We start from the raw sequence: 18499 nt of genomic DNA, 5'->3' as shown, positions 1-18499 counted from the left end.
CTCTATCCCCGCCGCGCCGCCAGAGTTTCCACGCCAAGCACTTCCAGCACTTTCGCTTCGATATGCGGGGCGCTCAGACGCGCGGTTTCATACATGTCGGTCGGGCTGGACTGGTCGATGAAGATGTCCGGCAGGACCATCGACCGGAACTTCAGCCCATGATCGAACACCCCTTCATCTGCCAGAAGCTGCGCGACATGACTGCCGAAACCGCCAATGGCGCCTTCCTCGATAGTGATCAGCGCTTCATGCTCCGCCGCAAGCCGCAAGATCAGGTCGCGGTCCAGCGGCTTGGCGAAACGGGCATCGGCGATGGTGGGCGTTATACCGCGCTGACTTAGCTTTTCAGAGGCCAGCTGCACTTCCTGCAAACGCGCACCGAAACTCAGGATCGCGACGCGCGATCCTTCCTGAATCATCCGGCCCTTGCCGATTTCCAGCGGGACGCCCGTCTCCGGCATCTCGACGCCCACGCCTTCGCCGCGCGGAAACCGGAATGCCGACGGGCCATCGTCGATTGCACGCGCCGTGGCGACCATATGCACCAGTTCGGCTTCGTCTGCGGCAGCCATCACGACGAACCCCGGTAGGTTTGCCAGATAGGCAATATCGAAGCTGCCCGCATGCGTTGCCCCGTCCGCGCCGACCAGCCCTGCACGATCTATCGGAAAACGCACGGGCAAACGCTGGATCGCGACATCATGTACGACCTGATCATAGCCGCGCTGCAGGAAGGTCGAATACAGCGCGCAGAAGGGCTTCATGCCACCAGCCGCAAGCCCAGCGGAAAATGTCACCGCATGCTGTTCGGCGATGCCTACATCGAAGCAACGCGACGGGTAACGCTCGGCGAACAGGTCCAGCCCGGTGCCGTCGGGCATCGCCGCCGTCACGGCTACGATCTTGTCGTCCTGTGCGGCCTCGGCCATCAGGCTGTTGGCAAAAATCTTGGTGTAGCTCGGCGCGTTGCTGGGTGCCTTCTTCTGCTCGCCGGTGACTACATCGAACTTCGCGCGGGCATGGCCACGGTCGGCGCTGTCCTCGGCAGGTGCGTATCCCTTGCCCTTCTGGGTGATCGCATGGATCAGGATCGGTCCCGTCGCGCGGGATTTAACGGTCCTCAGCAGCGTCAGAAGCTGGTCCAGATCATGCCCGTCCACGGGTCCGACATAGGAAAAGCCCAGCTCCTCGAACAGAGTGCCACCCATGACGGAATGCTTCAGGATATCCTTCGCGCGTTTCGCCCCCTGCTGGAATGGCTCAGGCAACAGGCTGACCGCGCCCTTTGCCGCCGCTTTGAATTCCTGAAACGGTGCACCGGCGTAAAGCCGCGACAGATATGACGACATAGCCCCCACGGGAGGCGCGATGGACATTTCGTTGTCGTTCAGGATCACGATCAGTCGCTTGCCCAGGTGCCCCGCATTGTTCATCGCCTCATAAGCCATGCCCGCCGACATCGCCCCGTCACCGATCACCGCGATGCAATCCCCGATGCCATGTTCCGGCGCGCCGCCCAGATCACGCGCAACCGCAAATCCCAAAGCTGCGGAAATCGAGGTCGAGCTATGCGCCGCGCCAAACGGGTCAAAAGGGCTTTCCGATCGCTTGGTGAAGCCGCTCAACCCGTCTTTTTGACGCAATGTGCGGATACGATCGCGACGCCCCGTCAGGATCTTGTGCGGATAGCACTGGTGGCTCACATCCCAGATCAGCCGATCCTTGGGCGTATCGAACACAGCATGCAGCGCAACCGTCAGTTCGATCACGCCAAGCCCGGCACCCAGATGCCCGCCCGTTGTGGATACCGCGCTGATCGTCTCGGCCCGCAATTCGTCGGCCAGCCGCTTCAGTTCAGCGTCGCTCAGCCGTTTCATATCGGCTGGCACGGTGACGCGATCCAGCGTCGGCGTTTCGGGGCGATCAGACATATGTGCCTTCCTTCAAGGTCGGTCAGTATTCGCGCGAGATAACGAAGCGCGCGGCCTGCTTCAAGACAAGCGCGGCGTCGCCGTAAGGATCAAGCGCGGCTTCGGCGTCCTGCACCAACGCTTCGGCGCGCGATTTGGCTCCATCAAGGCCCAGCAATCCGACAAAGGTCGCCTTGCCCGCACCCGCGTCTTTCTGAAGCCGCTTCCCTGCCTTTTCGGCGTCGCCTTCGACGTCCAGAATGTCATCTGCGATCTGAAACGCCAAGCCCAGCGCATCTGCATACCGCGTCATGGGCGCTACGTCACAACGCGCCAGCCTTGCACCAGCCTCTGCCGACCAGCGAATCAGGGCCCCGGTCTTGTTCTGTTGCAGCGCGACGATCTGGTCCAGCGCCAGCGGGCTATCCGCCGTTTCCGCCGCGATGTCCTGCGCCTGTCCCAACACCATGCCACCAGCGCCAGCTGCACGCGCGAGCGATCCGACAAGATCAATACTTACGGCGGGATCCACATCCATCTGCGCCAAAAGCTCGAACGCCAGCGTCTGAAGCGCATCGCCCGCCAGAACCGCCGTCGCCTCGTCCCATTTGACGTGAACAGTGGGCCGTCCGCGCCGCAGGTCATCATTGTCCATGCTGGGCAGGTCGTCATGGATCAGGGAATAGGCATGCAACGCTTCAATAGCCGCCGCAGCCTTGACCGATGACTCGGGCTCCACCCCATGCAGGCGCGCGGATTCGATCACCAGAAAGCCCCGCAACCCCTTGCCGCCCTGCGTCGCATAGACCATCGCGTCGCCCACAGGCGTGCCGGCAAACTGCGCCATGGCGTCGCCCAGACATCCCGCAACGCGATCCGAGGCGCCCTCCAACGCTGCCTCGAACAAGGTCAGAGACCTTCGACCGGCGCCGTCCCCTTGGGCTGGCCGTTTTCATCCAGCGTGATCGCCGCGACCTTTTCTTCCGCCGCTTTCAGCTTGGCTTCGCAATGCGCCTTCAGCTTCGCACCGCGCTCGTAGAGCGCAATGGACTTGTCCAGTTCGACATCGCCGCTTTCAAGCTGGCCCACGACGGTTTCCAGTTCTTTCATGGCTTGCTCGAATGTCATCTGTTCAATCGGCGTGTCGGTCATTGCCCTTGTCCTTGCTTTGTCGCTTCCCCTCGCGCGATCAGCACCGCCACATGGGCCGCCACGCTGTCCGCCAAGGCGTCAAGATCATATCCGCCCTCCAAGGTCGAGACCAGTCTGCCGCCGCAATGCGCATCGGCGAGATCACAAAGCCGTTCCGTGATCTGCACAAAATCATCCGTTTCCAAGTCCATTTGCGCCAAGGGGTCGGCACGGTGCGCGTCGAAGCCCGCTGACACCAGCAGAAATTCCGGTTCAAACGCATCCACGGCAGGTGCGACGTAATCCTCGAACACCGCCATGAAACCGTCTCCTGCGGTACCCGGCGCCATCGGTAGATTGATGATCTGGCCATACGCGCCCGTTTCATCCCGTGTTCCGGTGCCGGGATATAGCGGGCTTTGGTGCATCGACACAAACAGTATGCGGTCGTCTTCCCAAAGCAGGTCTTGCGTACCATTGCCGTGATGCACGTCGAAATCCACGATGGCGACGCGGTCCAGGCCATGATGATCCAGCGCATGCTTTGCAGCGATGGCGAGACTGCCGAACAGGCAAAATCCCATCGCCGTTTCCCGTTCCGCATGATGACCGGGCGGGCGCACTGCCGCAAATGCATTGTCCGCCCCGTCGCGCAACACCAGGTCGACTGCAGCAACACAGGCCCCTGCTGCACGCCGCGCCGCAGCCAGCGACCCCGCGCTGACATGCGTGTCCCCGTCCAGCGCCATGCTCCCCGATGCCGGTATGGATGCAGAAATCAGGTCCAGATAAGATTGCAGATGACAGCGCAGCAACGCATCCTCGGCAGCCACCGGTGCCTCCAACCTCGTCAGCCGGTCAAAGGGCGGCCCTTCCAGCCGGTCCAGAACAACCTGAAGCCGCGCCACCTGTTCGGGATGCCCCGAAGGTGTTTCATGTGTCAGGCAATCCGGATGCGAATAGAGTGCAGTCGTCATGCCCGCAGGCTAGGTCGGTCACGACCGATGGGCAACGATTCCCCGTTCAATCGCGCAGCATATCCAACCGATCAGCTGCGGCAAGGCCCGCCCAGCGCCCCGTGGCAAGGCAGGCAGTCAGCAAATAGCCCCCTGTTGGTGCATCCCAATCCAGCATCTCGCCGCAGCAATACACGCCGGGCCGTTCGATCAGCATCAACCGGCCATCCACAGCTTCGCGCGTGACACCACCTGCAACGGAAATCGCCTCATCCAGGTGCCCCAAGCCGCAGTGCTTCATCGGCAAACGTTTGATCGCTTGAACCAGGTCTTCGCCGTCGAGGTGTCGACCGCCGAATTCATGCAGCAGCGCGATCTTCACCGGATCAAGCCCAAGCTTTCGCCGCAGGAAGTTCGACCTGGACAGCTTGCCACGCGGGACAGACAAGCGGTCGGCGACCTTCTCGAATGGAATATCCGGCAGCAGATCAATGATGACATCACTGCCTTCACGAACCGCCGGGCTGACATCGTAAATCCCGCCCCCCTCGAAGCCCCGCTCGGATACGACAAACTCGCCGCGATAGACCATATCCCCGGCAATCAACGCCACATTCTTGACGGGTGACCCAAAATGGGTGCGCATGTGATCGGACCACGGGACAACGACCCCCACATTGCTGGGTGCGAATGGCGCAAGCGGCACGCCATTCAGCCGAAGCGGTTCAACCCATGCTCCGTCAGAACCAAGTCGCGCCCAGCTTGCGCCGCCGGTGGCCAGCACCGTGACATCAGATGCCACGCACCGCTTGCCTTTCGGCGTATCGAAAACAGCCCGGTCGCCTTCCCAGCCCTGCCACCGCCAGCGCGTTCGCAACTCGACACGCTGCTCGCCCAAGCGCGCCAGCCAAGCCCTCAGCAAGGGAGAGGCTTTCATAGTCAACGGGAACACCTTGCCGGTCGAACCAGCGAATACTTCCTGCCCAAGCGAGCGTGCCCAGCTCTGCACCGCGTCCGGACCGAATTCGTCGATCATCGGTTTGAGCCAGCCCGCCGCATCGCTGAAGCGCGCCACGAATTTGTCGTGCGGCTCATCCCGCGTCAGATTCAGGCCGCTTTTGCCTGCCATCAGAAACTTGCGTGCAGGCGATGGTTTGGCGTCTACCAGGGTCACGCGCTTACCCCGCGCCGACAGGATATCGGCCGCCATCAATCCGGCCGGCCCCGCGCCTATGACAAGGGCTTCGGTCCCGCTACTGGACCACATGGCAATCTCCGTCCTTTTCGTCGTGGTATTTGCTTGTGGTTTGTCAAACGTCCGTGTTCAGTCGGCAATCAGCATGTATCCGGCGCCACGCACCGTCTGCAGATAGCGCGGCTGTTTAGGGTCGGCCTCGATCTTGCGGCGCAGACGGGTAATCTGGACATCCACCGCGCGTTCCTGCGCCTGTCCCCGGTCACGACCCAGATCCTCCACCAGACGCGTACGGCTGATCGGCTCTCCAGGCTGGGCGGAAAACAACTTCATCAACTGGCTTTCGGTGGCCGTCAGGCGGATCAGTTCCTCGCCTTCCCAAAGCTCGCCCCGCTCCACATCGTAACGCACAGGGCCCAGGTGCAGCACTTTCGCTAGCCCCGAACTATCGACACGTGCGGGAATTCGGCGCAGGATCGCATTGATCCGCAGCAGCAATTCCTTGGGCTCGAACGGTTTGGGCAGGTAGTCATCAGCCCCAGCCTCCAACCCCTCGATCCTGTCCGAAGTCTCACCCCGCGCGGTCAGCAACAGGATGGGCGTGGTGATATCTTCGCGCAGGGATCGCGTCAGGCTCATGCCGTCTTCACCCGGCATCATGACGTCGAGAACGATCAGGTCGAACTCCAACCCGCCAAGAAGCCGCCGTGCATGGGCGGCATCCCTTGCCGCGCTGACCAGGAAGCCTTGTCGCATCAGGAACTTCTGCAACAGGCTGCGGATGCGTTCGTCGTCATCCACGATCAGAAGATGTGCAGCGCTCGGTTCGCTCATGCGTATCAATCCCCCGTGGACCGAAAATGCCGGCGCATCTCGGGATCCATCATTTCCTCAAGCACCTGCCGGAACCCGCTGACCGCTTCCGGTCCCGCCGCCCGGAACGCGGAGCGCATCCTTTGCTGCTGCGCTTCCGACAGTTTGGTTTCCAGTATTGAACCCTTTTCCGTCAGATACAAATGTCTCTCTCGCTTGTCGCGCGTGCCGACGCGGCTTTCGATCATCCCGTCTTCGATCAGCGTCCGCAGGACACGGTTCAACGATTGTTTCGTCACCCCAAGGATCGACAACAGATTGTTTACCGTCGTCCCCGGCGCGCGGTGGATGAAATGGATCGCCCGGTGATGCGCCCGACCATAGCCATAGTCCTCCAGGATACGGTCAGGGTCGGATGTGAAGCCTTTATAAGCGAAGAACATCAGCTCGATTCCCTTGCGAAGCTGTTCGTCGGTCAAAAACAGCAACGACTCGCCACGTTGCCCCGATCCCATGTGACTTTCAGCCATCGCGCAACCCCTTGTGAGTCTTCACCAAATTCTCTTATCACATTTTAAGTCAGCTTTGTTGACATTCCAAGTGCCAACTGATAGCGAATCCTCCGAATTTGCGCAACTTTCGGTCCGATACGGACCTAAAATCGCAATTTTTGAAAATTGCCTGCCCTGAAGGGCACTCACATGGAAGGATAGACTATGGCAGGCGGATATGAAGATCGTGACGGCACAATCTGGATGGACGGCAAGCTGGTGCCCTGGCGCGACGCAAACGTGCATCTGTTGACGCACGCCCTGCATTACGCGTCGTCCGTTTTCGAGGGGGAACGCTGTTACAACGGCACCATCTTCGAATCCGTCAAGCATTCCGAACGCCTTAAGAAGTCCGGCCAACTTCTGGACATGGATATCCCCTGGACAATCGAGGAAATCGAACAGGCGAAATACGACATGCTCAAGGCGAATGGCTGGGACAACGCCTATGTTCGCGCCATCGCCTGGCGTGGCGCGGGTGACGATATGGGTGTCGCCGCCAACCGCAACCCCGTCCGTCTGGCCGTGGCAGGCTGGGAATGGGGCAACTACTACGGCGACGCCAAGACCAAGGGGGCCAGGCTCGACATATCCAAATGGAAACGCCCCTCTCCCGAAACCATCCCATGCCAAGCCAAGGCCGCGGGCCTGTACATGATCTGCACGATGTCCAAACACGCCGCCGAAGCCAAGGGCTGCTCCGACGCGATGATGTTCGACTATCGCGGCTATGTGGCCGAGGCGACCGGCGCGAACATCTTCTTCGTCAAGGACGGCGAGGTTCACACGCCGAAACCCGACTGCTTCCTGAACGGCATTACACGCCAAACCGTGATCGGGATGCTGGAAGACCGCCAAATCAAGGTCAACGAACGGCATATTGAGCCATCCGAGCTGGAAGGCTTCGAGCAATGCTGGCTGACCGGCACCGCCGCCGAGGTCACTCCTGTGGGCCGGATCGGCGACTACAATTTCGAGGTCGGGACAATGACCCGTGAAATCGCCGACGCCTACGAAACGCTGGTCAGAAGCTGACCGCCAGCCCGTCACCCGATCGCGGACGACGGGCAACCCGGTCCCCAATCATTAGAATTGACGCTAAGGTATTTCTGGGCCTAGATTTCTTTCGTCACCTGAAGGGAGAACTCCATGGGACTCGGAATTATCGGCTCTATCATCGTCGGCGGTCTTGCTGGCTGGATCGCCAGTAATATCATGAATGCCAATACCGGAATCTTTCTCAACATCATTCTTGGTATTATCGGCGCCGTCGTGCTGAACGCGATCCTCCAACTGCTGGGCATTTACGCCGCCAGCGCTTGGATTCCACAACTTATTGTCGGCCTGATCGGTGCTTGCCTGCTGATCTGGGTCTGGCGAATGGTGAAGGGCTAAACCCCGCTAAAACGAAAAGGTCCGCGATGATGCGCGGGCCTTCATCGTTCATCCGGCAACCAGCCGATAACCTGTCCCGGCCCGTTCAACATAGCCGGTCCCCGGATAGGTGAAATGATACCCCAGCAACCGATGCCGGTCCGTCGCCAACCGGTCGAGCAGACGCTTGCGGGTGTCGATACCCTGCTCCGGTATCGCGTCAAAACCGAAGGCCCATTCGGGGTGCGCGAAATGGACATGGTCATTTCCGACGACATCACCGCCGATGATCAGCCCCTCGCCATGATCCACCAAAACCGAGATATGCCCCGGCGTGTGTCCGGGCGTGCTGATCGCGCTGATCCCGTCCCCTATCATGTCGCCATCCTTAACTCGGATCATCCTGTCCTCGATCGCCGTCAGATCGCGCCGTGCGCCGATGACGAAAGGATGAAAGTCCGCAGGTAGCGCGGTCATGGTGTCCGGGTCCATCCAGAAATCAAACTCCGCCCCGGCGACATAATAGTCCGCATTCGGGAAGTTCAGCCCGCCATTTGCGCCCAAAGTCCCCCAAACGTGATCAGGATGGGCATGCGTGAACACCAGCTTGGTGACATCCGCAGGGTCGATACCGTTGATCTGAAGATGCTCCAACAGCTTGCCCGCGTTGGGCTGAAAATCCTTGCCCGACCCGTTGTCGACCAGGATCAGATCATTGCCCACCCGAAGGATCGCATGGTTGGTTTCTGCCCGAACCGTTTCCGGCACCTGTCCGAAACGCTCCATCATGGTCGCCTCGAACTCATCGCGAGGCGCTTGCGGAGCCAGCACATTCGACGGAATCGTCAGATGGCCATCGCTGATGACCGTCAACTCGACATCGCCAATCATTTCCCGATGTGTTTTCGGCCCATGCCCCCAAACCACGCGCGGCACGAAAGGTGAAATTGCCGCTATCGCGGCGCTGCCCACCAGAAAGTCCCGTCGCTCCAGCAGCCTGCTCCTCAGTCCGTCACTCACGCCGCCCATGGCGCCTCTCCCGATTGTGATCATTGCAATGACGTAAGGTTACATAGTGCAACAAAAATCAAAATGAACCGTTCAGTTCTAATTTTCTTGCGAAGCGTTCCCCGCACATCCCGAAGCCTTCCTAAGCGCGCCTTGCTGGACTAGGGTCTCGCCGGAAATGGAAGGATGATCTCGTGGCGAAAGAAAAGAACAAGCAGCAGGTCTATACGCTGGTCGTGCAGGTCGGACGCAAATCAGGCGATGGTTTGCCCGAGGAGTCCACCGGGGCCGCGCTGATGTGTTTCGCATCCGGTGTGGATGAGGCCGAAGCCGTCCGAGAAACCGTAGCCATTCTCAAGCAAGCCGACCTCGCGCCTCTCGATGTCACCGGCTATGGCGCGCTCAGAGATCGCGAGAAAGCAGGGCACGACATCGCGCAGGACGAACGCGACCTGATGCAGCGCGCACTTGACGAAAACTCCGTGATCGTCGCGCAGATGACGCCTTTCTACGGCGAGGACGACAAGTGATCGACCCCGTCGAACTGACCGCACGTCTCATCCAGTGCCCTTCCGTGACACCTGAAGAAGGCGGCGCGCTGACCCTTCTTGAAACCATACTCGCCGAAGCGGATTTCACCTGCACCCGTGCCGACCGCGAAGGCATATCCAACCTGTTCGCCCGCTGGGGCGCCAAGGGCCACGCAAGGACATTCGGCTTCAACGGTCACACGGATGTCGTGCCTGTGGGCGATCCTGCCGCGTGGACAGTCGCTCCCTTCAGCGCAGAAATCCACGATGGCGCGATGTTCGGGCGCGGCGCAACCGACATGAAATCCGGCGTCGCCGCCTTTGCCGCCGCCGCGATCGACTTCGTGCGGGACACGCCGCCTGATGGTGCAATCATTCTTGCGATCACCGGCGATGAAGAAGGCGACGCGGTCCATGGCACCCGCGCCCTGCTCGACTGGATGGACGCGCAGGGCGAAGCCATGTCCGTCTGCCTTGTCGGCGAACCCACCTGCCCCGACACGATGGGAGAGATGATCAAGATCGGGCGGCGCGGCTCCATGACGGCATGGATCACCGCCACGGGTGTGCAGGGCCATTCCGCCTATCCCCACCGCGCGAAGAACCCCGTCCCGGCCATGGCACGGCTGATCGACAGGTTGTCCAGCCATGCACTTGACGACGGAACGGACCATTTCCAGCCCTCGACCCTCGCCGCCACGGGCTTCGACACGGGCAACACCGCCAACAACGTCATTCCCGCGCAATGCCGCTCCATGGTGAATATCCGCTTCAACGACGCGCACAGCTCCGCCGCACTGTCCGACTGGCTGTGCGCCGAGGCCGCCAGGGTCACGGAAGAAACCGGCGTCGGCTTCGATATGGACATCAAGGTGTCCGGCGAAAGCTTCCTGACACCCCCCGGCTCGTTCTCCGATCTGGTCGTCCGCGCGGTCGAGGCGGAAACCGGCGTCACCCCCGAACTCTCCACCTCGGGCGGCACGTCGGATGCACGCTTCATCAAGGATCACTGTCCCGTCGTCGAATGCGGGCTGGTCGGCAAAACCATGCATCAGGTTGACGAACAGGTGCCGGTCGAACAGATCACCCAGCTCAAGGCGATCTATGCGCGCATCCTGAAGGGTTATTTCGCCTGACCTACGGGTCAAGGGGCGCGGCACGCGCCCGCGCAGCGGCCGAAGGCCCTTGACGCGCCCCACCCCCCATAATCGAACTGGCGATCTGAGGAGCACCCCGCTCCTCAGACGCCTCCCCAGCAGACCCCGCGATTCGGGCCGAAGGCACGAATCGCCACGCCCAACGCCGGACAAGTGGCGCAAGCCGCGCAGTCCGGGGGCGGGAGAGCCACCTTTCCCGATGACGACACCTGCACCGCATGATAGGGCTGGGGCATGAGCAGAATCCCGACACGGGACGAGGTCCTTGCATGGATCGCGGACCATCCCACCCAGACCTCCAAACGCGACATCGCCAAGGCCTTCGGCATCAAGGGCGCGGCGCGGATCGACCTGAAACGCCTCCTGCGCGAAATGGAGGCCGAAGGACATCTGGAAAAACGCAAGAAGACCTATCGCGACCCCGATCATCTGCCACGTGTCTCGGTGCTTCAAATGCTCGCGCCTACCGAGGATGGCGATCTCTTCGCCAAGCCCCTCGAATGGCATGGCGACGGCCCCGAACCCCGTGTGCTGTTCCTGCCTCGACGGTCCGATCCGGCGATGGGCGAAGGCGACCGCATTCTCGCGCGCCTGACGCATGTGCATGAAGACGACCACACCTATGAAGCCCGCCTGATCCGCCGCATCGGCACCAATCCAAGGCGGTTGCTCGGCGTGTTCCGCAAGGGGGCGGAAGGTGGTCGGATCGTGCCCATCGACAAGGGCGCGGACCGCGAATGGCGCGTGGCCGAAGGCGCGACGCACGGCGCAAAGGACGGCGAACTGGTCGAAGCCGAACAGGCCGGCCCCCGCGCGCGCATGGGTTTGCCGTCCGCGCGTATCGTCACACGTCTGGGCGATCCGTCTGCACCCCGAGCCGTCTCGCTCATCGCCATCCACCAGCACGGCATCCCGGATGCCTTCCCCGACAAGGTGATCGCCGAGGCCGACGCGCAGAAACCCGCGCCGATGGGAAAGCGGCTGGACCTGCGCGATCTGCCGCTGGTGACCATCGACCCGGCCGATGCGCGCGACCATGACGACGCGGTCTATGCGCAGCCGGATGATGATCCCGACAATGAAGGCGGGCATGTCGTCTGGGTGGCGATTGCCGATGTCGCGCATTACGTCACGCCCGGCTCCGCGCTGGACCGCGAGGCGCGCAAGCGCGGCAACTCGACCTATTTCCCGGACCGCGTCGTTCCGATGCTGCCCGACCGTCTTTCGGGCGATCTGTGCTCGCTGCACGAAGGCGTCCCGCGCGCCTGCATCGCGCTGCGCATGGTACTGGACCGTGACGGTAACAAGATCGGCCACAAGTTCCACCGTGCGATGATGCGCTCCGCCGCCTCACTGACCTATGAACAGGCGCAAGCCGCCATCGACGGACAGGCCGAGGGCAAGGCCGAAACCCTGCTGCCCGATGTGATCCGCCCGCTTTACGCGGCATATGACGCGGCCAGAACCGCACGAGAGCGCCGCCAGCCGCTGGATCTGGACTTGCCCGAACGCCGCATCATCCTCAACGATGACGGCAAGGTCGTGTCGGTAGCCTTCCGCGACCGCTTCGACGCGCACCGGCTGATCGAGGAATTCATGGTGCTGGCCAATGTCTGCGCGGCAGAAACGCTCGCGCAGAAGCGCCGCCCGCTGCTGTACCGCGTGCATGAAGAACCCTCGCCCGAAAAGTTGGACGCGCTGCGCGAGGTCGCAAAGGCATCGGGCCTGACGCTGGCCAAGGGGCAGGTGCTGGAAACGAAGCACCTGAACCGGCTGCTGGAACAGGCCGACGGAACGGACGAAGCCGAACTCATCAACATGTCCACGCTGCGGTCCATGACACAGGCCTATTACAGCCCGGAAAACTTCGGGCATTTCGGGCTGGCATTGCGTCAATACGCGCATTTCACATCGCCCATTCGGCGCTATGCGGACCTGGTCATCCACCGTGCGCTGATCTCGGCCCATGGCTGGGGCGAGGATGGCATGACGCCCGAGGATGAAGAGCGCCTGGACGAAACGGCCAAGCATATCTCGGAAACGGAACGCCGGTCGATGACCGCCGAGCGCGACACGACGGACCGCTACCTCGCGGCCTATCTATCCGAACGCGTCGGCAATGAAATGGCGGGGCGGATCTCCGGCGTCACGCGGTTCGGGTTGTTCGTGAAACTCGACGATTCCGGCGCTGACGGGCTGGTCCCGATCCGGTCACTGGGAAATGAATTCTTCCACTACGACGCAGAGGCCCAATCCCTGATGGGATCGGATACCGGCGTGGAAATCGGGATCGGCCAGCGCGTCACCGTCAAACTGACCGAAGCGGTGCCCGTCACCGGCGGGATCGGGCTGGAATTGCTGGAACTCGATGGCAAAGCCATGCCGCAGGGGCCACGCACCGGTCACCGCCGCAGCCGCGGGAAAACCGGGCCGCGCAAAGCTGCACGCGCAAAAACCAAGGCTGCCAAGACAAAGCGAAAAGTGGAACGCAAGCGGCGCCAAGGATAACATCCGCCCGGTCACATCGCACACGCCACGCGGCGACGGCGGCCTCCCGCCAGTCAGGCGCGGTCATAAACCGCGCGTCCTGTTGGGCCGCGCACCGGCTTCGCCGGCGCGCGAGGTACTCAGCCGGCCTCGCCAATCAGGCAATCGACCTGATCGGCGTCGGGCAAGGCAAGCTGCGCGGCGTCGCCCTTCGTCCAGAGCAGGTAATCCCCATTCCACGCAGAGCCCGTGTACTTCACCCCGGATGCCGCGCGTTCCTGAACCAGCGTGGCCCATGTCTGGTCATGGTGGACGGTCGCCATCGATTCCGGGCCATTGATGAACAGCACGCCCGGCACCTGGTCCAGCCCTCCGCATTCCAGCGGCAGCGGACCAATCGTGATCCCGGCATCATCATCCGAGCGCGCGTTGGCGTAACGCTGCCGAAGGTCGTACATACGCATGCCGTATTCACTGATCATGCAGCCACGCGGATCCTCCGCCTTGCCATCGCACGCGTCGCGCCTCTTGATCCAGTCGCGCTGCATGGCTTGCAATTCATTCAGCCGGTCCGGATCCATGTCAGGTGTTTCAACCGCCAAGGTGTAGGTACGCGACATCTCGTGATCCAACGCCGACAGTAGCGGATCATCACAGATCATGCGCTCGGAATCGCGGCTGGCCTTCTCGCAATCGAAACCCGGTCCCGCATCCTGCGCCTGCACACCGCTCGCTGCGACCACGAACAAGGCCACTATCATCAATCGTTGCATCGTCGATCCTCCGCTTGGCTCACTCTATGTGATCGCAGCCCGGCACCGATAGCAAGCAACATCAGATCACAAAATCAGCCTTCGCATAACCCTGAACATAAAGCAGTGCCGTCAGATCCCCGTGGTTGATCCGCACGTCGCATTGCGCGGCAACAGACGGCTTGGCGTGCAGCGCAACGCCGGTTCCGGCCAGTTCCAGCATGCCCAGGTCATTGGCGCCATCACCGACCGCCATCGCATCATCGGTCGAAATCCCAAGCTGCGCGCTGATGTCACGCAAGGCGGCAACCTTGGCATCTCGGCCCAGTATCGGTTCAACCACCGTTCCGGCCAGAACTCCGTCAGCCTCGACCAGCACATTCGCGCGGCTTTCATCAAAGCCAAGCGACTGTGCCACATGGTCGGTGAAGGTCGTGAACCCGCCAGACACCAACGCCGCATAGCCGCCAGCGGCCTTCATGGTGGCGATCAGTTCGCGTCCGCCGGGGGTGAATGTGACGCGGCTATCCAGAACCCTTGCGATCACAGAAGTATTCAACCCCTTCAGCAACCCCACACGCTCTTTCAACGCGCTTTCGAAATCCAACTCGCCATTCATCGCGCGAGCCGTGATTTCCGCCACATGCGCCCCGATGCCCGCTTCCGCCGCCAATTCGTCGATGCATTCCTGCTGGATCATCGTGCTGTCCATATCTGCAAGCAGAAGTTTCTTGCGCCGCCCCTCGGCTGCCTGAACAACCAGGTCCACGCCAAGCGCCTGCATGTCCGCCCAAACGGAGTCAACATTGCCGGGCTTCGCGGGCAAGGCAAACTCTGCCGCCTCTCCATCGGCCAACCAGCGTACATCCCCCCCACCCCAGGCGTCGCGCAGGGCGTCTACGGTCATGCGCTCCAGCGCGGGGTTTGCAGGGCTGGTCAGAAGGGTGGCAACGAACATGGGACGGCTCCGCGAAATTGGCTTGCGGCCTTTAAGCACGACCCGCCAACCGAACACCAGTGCCGATCATTGCGCTCGGGGAATGTCCATGGGCACAAGCGTGACCGTATCCCCCGCTGGCGGTTCATCGAACCAGCGTTCATAAATCTCGGCCATCGTTCCGTCACGCTTCATATCGGACAGGATATCATTAAGCTCTTCGTTCAACTCGAATCCCAGACGCATCGCCAGCGCCACATCGCGCCCGGCGCTGGCGCGCATGGCTATTTCATAGGCCGGTTCCATGCGCACGAAATGCAGGGCAGAGGCGAACTCGGATATCACCGCCCGCACCTCCCCGGCTTGCAATGCATCGAATAACGCAGAGGCCTGCGAATAGGGCTGAACGCGCTCCAACCCCAGTGCTGTGGCATATTGATAGGCAAGATCTTCGCCGCTGGCCCCCGCCAAATAGCCAACACTCCAACCGAAAAGCTGGCCTTCGGTCACAAGAGCCGCCTCGACCGGTGCGACGATGACGACATCGGTTCGGAAATATGGTTGCGAAAAATCGAAACGCATCATGCGCTCTTCCGTCACGCTGATCGAGCCGATGGCCAGATCAGCCTCGCCAGCCTGAACCTCATCCAACACCTGCGCGAAAGGCAATGGTTGAAAAGAAACTTCAACATCAAGTCGGTCGGCCACAGCCTGAATGATCTCCACCTCGAAACCATGGGCCGCACCGTCTTCAGCGATGTATTCCCAAGGCGGATTTTCATCCAGCATCGCCACACGCAACTCGTCGGCGTTGCCCTGCGACGCGCCAACAACCAGGAACACCCCGACGCCAAGCAGACGCGGCGCAGACGCGAACAGGGCGGGCGCTATTTTCACGATGTCACTGCTCACCCGTCCAGACACGGCTCCAGTCATTGGCCATATCCACCAGCGCCCAACCTCTATCCTCTGCTTCGTCCAGTCCACGATCCAAGACACCGATATGGCCCTCGCGGTCATAGGCGAACTCGCGCTCGCCGTCGGTATGATGCACAATCAGGCCGAAACGCGGGCCATCGCCGGCGGTCGCCCATTCCAGCATTGCAAAATCACCGTCCGAATTGCCGGCGACGAAGATCGGGCGCTGGCCGATATGGCGCATGATACCCACGGGCTTGCCCTCCTTGTCGTCGACAAAGCTGACGCCCCCGTCCTTGGTCACGGTGGGCGTGCCGCTCTCGACGGAATAGCTGGTGTTGCCCTCGCTGCCGACGACCTGCCAGGGCGGGATGCCATAGGCCTCGTCGGCGATGGCCCGGATGAAATCGACGCCGCCGCCGGACACGATGTAGGTCTTGAAATCCTCGTCGCGCAGGTAGCGCAGCAGTTCGACCATCGGTTGATAGGTCATGTCGGCATAGGTCATGCCACTGCTCGGATGGGTGGCTGTAGTCAGCCATTCATGGGCGCTGGCCTTGAAATCCTCGGGCGTGATGCCCGCGTGGCTGACATTGATGATCTCGATCAGCCCTTCCATGCCGCCGGCCATGATGCCTTCCATGTCACCCTCATTGGCGGCCTGGAGCACATCCGAGGACAGGATCGAGGGATCGGCCTCGGCCTTCTCGCGCAGGATGTCGAGCGCGTAAAGACCTTGGAAATAGACAGGCTGTTCCGCCCACAGGGTGCCGTCATTGTCGAATGTCGCGATGCGGTCCTCGACCGGCACGAAACTGTCAGCGTCCGGGTCCGTTACGCTGTCGACGAAGGCGATGATCGCGGCCTTGGCGTCGGTGTCGTTCCACGACGGCAGCGGATCGGCCAAGGTGTAGGCGGGGATGGCGACGAGTGCCGCCGTGACGAACGTGCTGCGCATGGCGAACCTCATGCTGCGTGGTCAATGGCGATGGCCCGCGGGAGACGGCGCTCCCCGCGGGCCGTTCGGCAGATCCGCTACTGGATTCCGCCGCTGAGCGTCCGCTCAAGTTGCTCCTGCACCTGGTCGACCGAGAAGCTCGCCGCCCGCTGCGATGGAGGATACTCCTCGAAGGTCGAGAAGAACTCTGCCACTTCGGCCTGAGCCGGAACAAGCAGGTAGGCGTGGTCGAGCACCCAGTCGTAGTAGGTGTTCGACGTCCTGTCCGCACGTTCGTAAGGGTCCGCTCGCAGATCGAAGATTTTCGGGGTGCGCAGCGGCGTGAAGGGTTCGGCCCATAGCAGCAGTGTTCCGGTCGCGCGCTGCTCCTGAAAGACGATCTTCCAGTTTTCATAGCGCAGGCCGACGATGGCACCGTCATCGTTAAAGTAGAAGAACTCGTTCCGTGCGCTTTCATCGGTTTCGCCGGTTAGGTATGGCAGCTGGTTGTAGCCGTCGAGATGGACCTTGTACTCCGCGCCGTCGATCGTGGTGCCTTCCAGCAAACGATCCTTGATGTCCGTATCGCCGGCGGCGGCCAGCAGCGTCGGGAACCAGTCGAGGCCCGAGAACATGCCGGTCTTGACCGTCCCGGGCTCGATCTGGCCGGGCCAGCGGATCATGGCTGGTACGCGGAACGCGCCTTCCCAGTTGGTGTTCTTCTCGCTGCGGAACGGCGTGGTGCCGGCATCGGGCCAGGAGTTCTGGTGCGGGCCGTTGTCGGTCGCATACATCACGATGGTATTGTCCGCGATGCCCATCTCGTCGACCGCGTCGAGGATCTGGCCGACGATCATGTCATGCTCGATCATGCCATCGGCGTACTCGGTCAGCGCGGTCAGGCCGGGTTCGCTGCGGTTCTCGTCCTTGACGTGCGTGCGGAAGTGCATCCGCGTCGTGTTCATCCACACGAAGAACGGCGTATCCTGATCCACCTGCCGCTGCATGAAGTCGATGGCCGCGGCCGAGGTTTCCTCGTCAACCGTTTCCATGCGCTTCTTGGTCAGCGGACCGGTATCCTCGATCTCGCCATCGGCGGAGGAACGGATCACGCCGCGCGGGCCGAAATTCTCGCGGAACTCGGGATCCTGCGGATAGTTGAAGTTCTCGGGCTCTTCCTCCGCGTTGAGGTGATAGAGGTTGCCGAAGAACTCGTCGAAGCCGTGGTTCGTGGGCAGGAATTCGTCCTTGTCGCCAAGGTGGTTCTTGCCGAACTGGCCGGTTGCGTAGCCGAGGTCCTTGAGCGCCGACGCGATGGTCACGTCATCGGCCTGAAGCCCGACATCCGCGCCCGGCAGACCGACCTTGGACAGACCCGTGCGCAACGTCGACTGACCGGTGATGAAGGTCGACCGGCCCGCCGTGCAGCTCTGCTCGGCGTAGTAGTCAGTGAACAGAATGCCTTCATCGGCGATACGGTCGATGTTTGGCGTCTCGTAACCCATCAACCCGAAGCTGTAGGCAGACACGTTGGTCTGTCCGATATCGTCGCCCCATATCACCAGGATGTTTGGCTTCTCGGACACGTCAGCCGCTTGGTCGGCGTCCTGCGCGAAAGCCGCACCGCTCGCGCAAAACGCAAGTCCCGCGGTCGCAAGAAGGTGTGTGAGTCTCATCTGAAACTACTCCTCAAGGTTTCCCATATCAAAGTGCCTTGACGCCTAGCCCCACGTCAAGTGAAAGCGCGAAGAAACGCATAATCAACGACCTAATCAATTCTGAACCATCGCTTTCTGTCGCAAAACTTTTACGATCCGGCACCGGGCCGGGATCAAATTTTCTG

At 61.6% G+C, this 18499-nt stretch carries 18 protein-coding genes; 5 read left to right on the top strand and 13 right to left on the bottom strand.

Features of this window, described 5'->3' with window-relative positions:
* Positions 1-2: 2 nt before the first annotated feature.
* The 7 genes from dxs to FPZ52_RS10640 all read right to left on the bottom strand — a co-directional run bounded on the left by dxs (position 3) and on the right by FPZ52_RS10640 (position 6535).
* Positions 3-1931, bottom strand: a complete 1929-nt coding sequence (dxs, locus tag FPZ52_RS10670) for a 1-deoxy-D-xylulose-5-phosphate synthase (protein ID WP_146365412.1) — start codon at positions 1929-1931, stop codon at positions 3-5.
* A 22-nt stretch (positions 1932-1953) separates the two neighbouring features.
* Entirely contained in the window at positions 1954-2757 is an 804-nt protein-coding gene (locus FPZ52_RS10665) for a polyprenyl synthetase family protein (protein WP_146365753.1), read from the bottom strand.
* Positions 2758-2819: 62 nt separating this feature from the next.
* Positions 2820-3062, bottom strand: a complete 243-nt coding sequence (locus tag FPZ52_RS10660) for an exodeoxyribonuclease VII small subunit (protein ID WP_146365411.1) — start codon at positions 3060-3062, stop codon at positions 2820-2822.
* The gene (locus FPZ52_RS10655; RefSeq protein ID WP_146365410.1) at positions 3059-4018 is read right to left on the bottom strand and encodes a histone deacetylase family protein; all 960 of its coding nucleotides are present in this window, start codon (positions 4016-4018) and stop codon (positions 3059-3061) included. Before FPZ52_RS10655 ends, FPZ52_RS10660 begins: the two co-directional genes overlap by 4 nt.
* 46 nt (positions 4019-4064) lie before the next feature.
* Entirely contained in the window at positions 4065-5264 is a 1200-nt protein-coding gene (locus tag FPZ52_RS10650; protein ID WP_146365409.1) for a TIGR03862 family flavoprotein, read from the bottom strand.
* 57 nt (positions 5265-5321) lie between these two features.
* Positions 5322-6026: a response regulator gene (locus FPZ52_RS10645; protein ID WP_146365408.1), complete on the bottom strand. Its 705-nt coding sequence runs from the start codon at positions 6024-6026 to the stop codon at positions 5322-5324.
* A 5-nt stretch (positions 6027-6031) separates the two neighbouring features.
* On the bottom strand, positions 6032-6535 hold the full coding sequence (locus FPZ52_RS10640) for a MarR family winged helix-turn-helix transcriptional regulator (RefSeq protein WP_168201308.1): 504 nt from the start codon (positions 6533-6535) through the stop codon (positions 6032-6034).
* 186 nt (positions 6536-6721) lie between these two features.
* On the opposite strand from FPZ52_RS10640, the gene FPZ52_RS10635 reads away from it, so the two are divergent.
* Entirely contained in the window at positions 6722-7591 is an 870-nt protein-coding gene (locus tag FPZ52_RS10635; RefSeq protein ID WP_146365407.1) for a branched-chain amino acid aminotransferase, read from the top strand.
* 114 nt (positions 7592-7705) lie between these two features.
* Entirely contained in the window at positions 7706-7951 is a 246-nt protein-coding gene (locus FPZ52_RS10630; protein WP_146365406.1) for a GlsB/YeaQ/YmgE family stress response membrane protein, read from the top strand.
* Positions 7952-7999: 48 nt separating this feature from the next.
* On the opposite strand, the gene FPZ52_RS10625 is transcribed toward FPZ52_RS10630, so the two are convergent.
* Positions 8000-8959: an MBL fold metallo-hydrolase gene (locus FPZ52_RS10625; RefSeq protein WP_146365405.1), complete on the bottom strand. Its 960-nt coding sequence runs from the start codon at positions 8957-8959 to the stop codon at positions 8000-8002.
* 173 nt (positions 8960-9132) lie between these two features.
* Here FPZ52_RS10625 and FPZ52_RS10620 point away from each other — a divergent pair, with 173 nt between their 5' ends.
* From FPZ52_RS10620 to rnr, 3 genes are all read left to right on the top strand, one after another.
* Complete coding sequence (locus FPZ52_RS10620) at positions 9133-9468, top strand: hypothetical protein (RefSeq protein ID WP_146365404.1); 336 nt, start codon at positions 9133-9135, stop codon at positions 9466-9468.
* The gene (dapE, locus tag FPZ52_RS10615) at positions 9465-10604 is read left to right on the top strand and encodes a succinyl-diaminopimelate desuccinylase (RefSeq protein ID WP_146365403.1); all 1140 of its coding nucleotides are present in this window, start codon (positions 9465-9467) and stop codon (positions 10602-10604) included. Before FPZ52_RS10620 ends, dapE begins: the two co-directional genes overlap by 4 nt.
* Before the next feature lie 255 nt (positions 10605-10859).
* A complete protein-coding gene (gene rnr, locus FPZ52_RS10610) occupies positions 10860-13133 on the top strand; it encodes a ribonuclease R (RefSeq protein WP_146365402.1) in 2274 nt (757 codons plus the stop codon).
* A 119-nt stretch (positions 13134-13252) separates the two neighbouring features.
* Here rnr and FPZ52_RS10605 read toward each other — a convergent pair whose 3' ends face one another.
* From FPZ52_RS10605 to FPZ52_RS10585, 5 genes are all read right to left on the bottom strand, one after another.
* Positions 13253-13885: an MliC family protein gene (locus tag FPZ52_RS10605; RefSeq protein WP_146365401.1), complete on the bottom strand. Its 633-nt coding sequence runs from the start codon at positions 13883-13885 to the stop codon at positions 13253-13255.
* A 61-nt stretch (positions 13886-13946) separates the two neighbouring features.
* Complete coding sequence (serB, locus tag FPZ52_RS10600; protein WP_146365400.1) at positions 13947-14822, bottom strand: phosphoserine phosphatase SerB; 876 nt, start codon at positions 14820-14822, stop codon at positions 13947-13949.
* Between the two features lie 66 nt (positions 14823-14888).
* Positions 14889-15737 carry an ABC transporter substrate-binding protein gene (locus tag FPZ52_RS10595; RefSeq protein WP_168201307.1) on the bottom strand — a complete coding sequence of 283 codons (849 nt, stop codon included), beginning with the start codon at positions 15735-15737 and terminating at the stop codon, positions 14889-14891.
* Positions 15703-16677: an HAD family hydrolase gene (locus FPZ52_RS10590; protein ID WP_146365398.1), complete on the bottom strand. Its 975-nt coding sequence runs from the start codon at positions 16675-16677 to the stop codon at positions 15703-15705. The genes FPZ52_RS10595 and FPZ52_RS10590 overlap by 35 nt, the downstream gene beginning before the upstream one ends.
* Positions 16678-16754: 77 nt before the next feature.
* Positions 16755-18332 carry an arylsulfatase gene (locus FPZ52_RS10585; protein WP_146365397.1) on the bottom strand — a complete coding sequence of 526 codons (1578 nt, stop codon included), beginning with the start codon at positions 18330-18332 and terminating at the stop codon, positions 16755-16757.
* Between the last annotated feature and the right edge of the window lie 167 nt (positions 18333-18499).

The sequence above is a fragment of the Qingshengfaniella alkalisoli genome (assembly GCF_007855645.1).
Lineage (GTDB): Bacteria > Pseudomonadota > Alphaproteobacteria > Rhodobacterales > Rhodobacteraceae > Qingshengfaniella > Qingshengfaniella alkalisoli.
Note: the sequence above shows the minus strand (reverse complement) of the source record. Positions and strands in the feature narration are given on the sequence as shown.

What these genes read in the sequence shown, in the direction of transcription:
- FPZ52_RS10625 (WP_146365405.1), bottom strand. Translation starts at nt 8,959, where the DNA reads ATGGGCGGCGTGAGTGACGGACTGAGGAGCAGGCTGCTGGAGCGACGG.
- serB (WP_146365400.1), bottom strand. Translation starts at nt 14,822, where the DNA reads ATGTTCGTTGCCACCCTTCTGACCAGCCCTGCAAACCCCGCGCTGGAG.
- FPZ52_RS10660 (WP_146365411.1), bottom strand. Translation starts at nt 3,062, where the DNA reads ATGACCGACACGCCGATTGAACAGATGACATTCGAGCAAGCCATGAAA.
- FPZ52_RS10665 (WP_146365753.1), bottom strand. Translation starts at nt 2,757, where the DNA reads ATGGCGCAGTTTGCCGGCACGCCTGTGGGCGACGCGATGGTCTATGCG.
- FPZ52_RS10605 (WP_146365401.1), bottom strand. Translation starts at nt 13,885, where the DNA reads ATGCAACGATTGATGATAGTGGCCTTGTTCGTGGTCGCAGCGAGCGGT.
- FPZ52_RS10595 (WP_168201307.1), bottom strand. Translation starts at nt 15,737, where the DNA reads ATGACTGGAGCCGTGTCTGGACGGGTGAGCAGTGACATCGTGAAAATA.
- FPZ52_RS10590 (WP_146365398.1), bottom strand. Translation starts at nt 16,677, where the DNA reads ATGCGCAGCACGTTCGTCACGGCGGCACTCGTCGCCATCCCCGCCTAC.
- FPZ52_RS10655 (WP_146365410.1), bottom strand. Translation starts at nt 4,018, where the DNA reads ATGACGACTGCACTCTATTCGCATCCGGATTGCCTGACACATGAAACA.
- FPZ52_RS10640 (WP_168201308.1), bottom strand. Translation starts at nt 6,535, where the DNA reads ATGGCTGAAAGTCACATGGGATCGGGGCAACGTGGCGAGTCGTTGCTG.
- dxs (WP_146365412.1), bottom strand. Translation starts at nt 1,931, where the DNA reads ATGTCTGATCGCCCCGAAACGCCGACGCTGGATCGCGTCACCGTGCCA.
- FPZ52_RS10630 (WP_146365406.1), top strand. Translation starts at nt 7,706, where the DNA reads ATGGGACTCGGAATTATCGGCTCTATCATCGTCGGCGGTCTTGCTGGC.
- rnr (WP_146365402.1), top strand. Translation starts at nt 10,860, where the DNA reads ATGAGCAGAATCCCGACACGGGACGAGGTCCTTGCATGGATCGCGGAC.
- FPZ52_RS10585 (WP_146365397.1), bottom strand. Translation starts at nt 18,332, where the DNA reads ATGAGACTCACACACCTTCTTGCGACCGCGGGACTTGCGTTTTGCGCG.
- FPZ52_RS10635 (WP_146365407.1), top strand. Translation starts at nt 6,722, where the DNA reads ATGGCAGGCGGATATGAAGATCGTGACGGCACAATCTGGATGGACGGC.
- FPZ52_RS10650 (WP_146365409.1), bottom strand. Translation starts at nt 5,264, where the DNA reads ATGTGGTCCAGTAGCGGGACCGAAGCCCTTGTCATAGGCGCGGGGCCG.
- FPZ52_RS10645 (WP_146365408.1), bottom strand. Translation starts at nt 6,026, where the DNA reads ATGAGCGAACCGAGCGCTGCACATCTTCTGATCGTGGATGACGACGAA.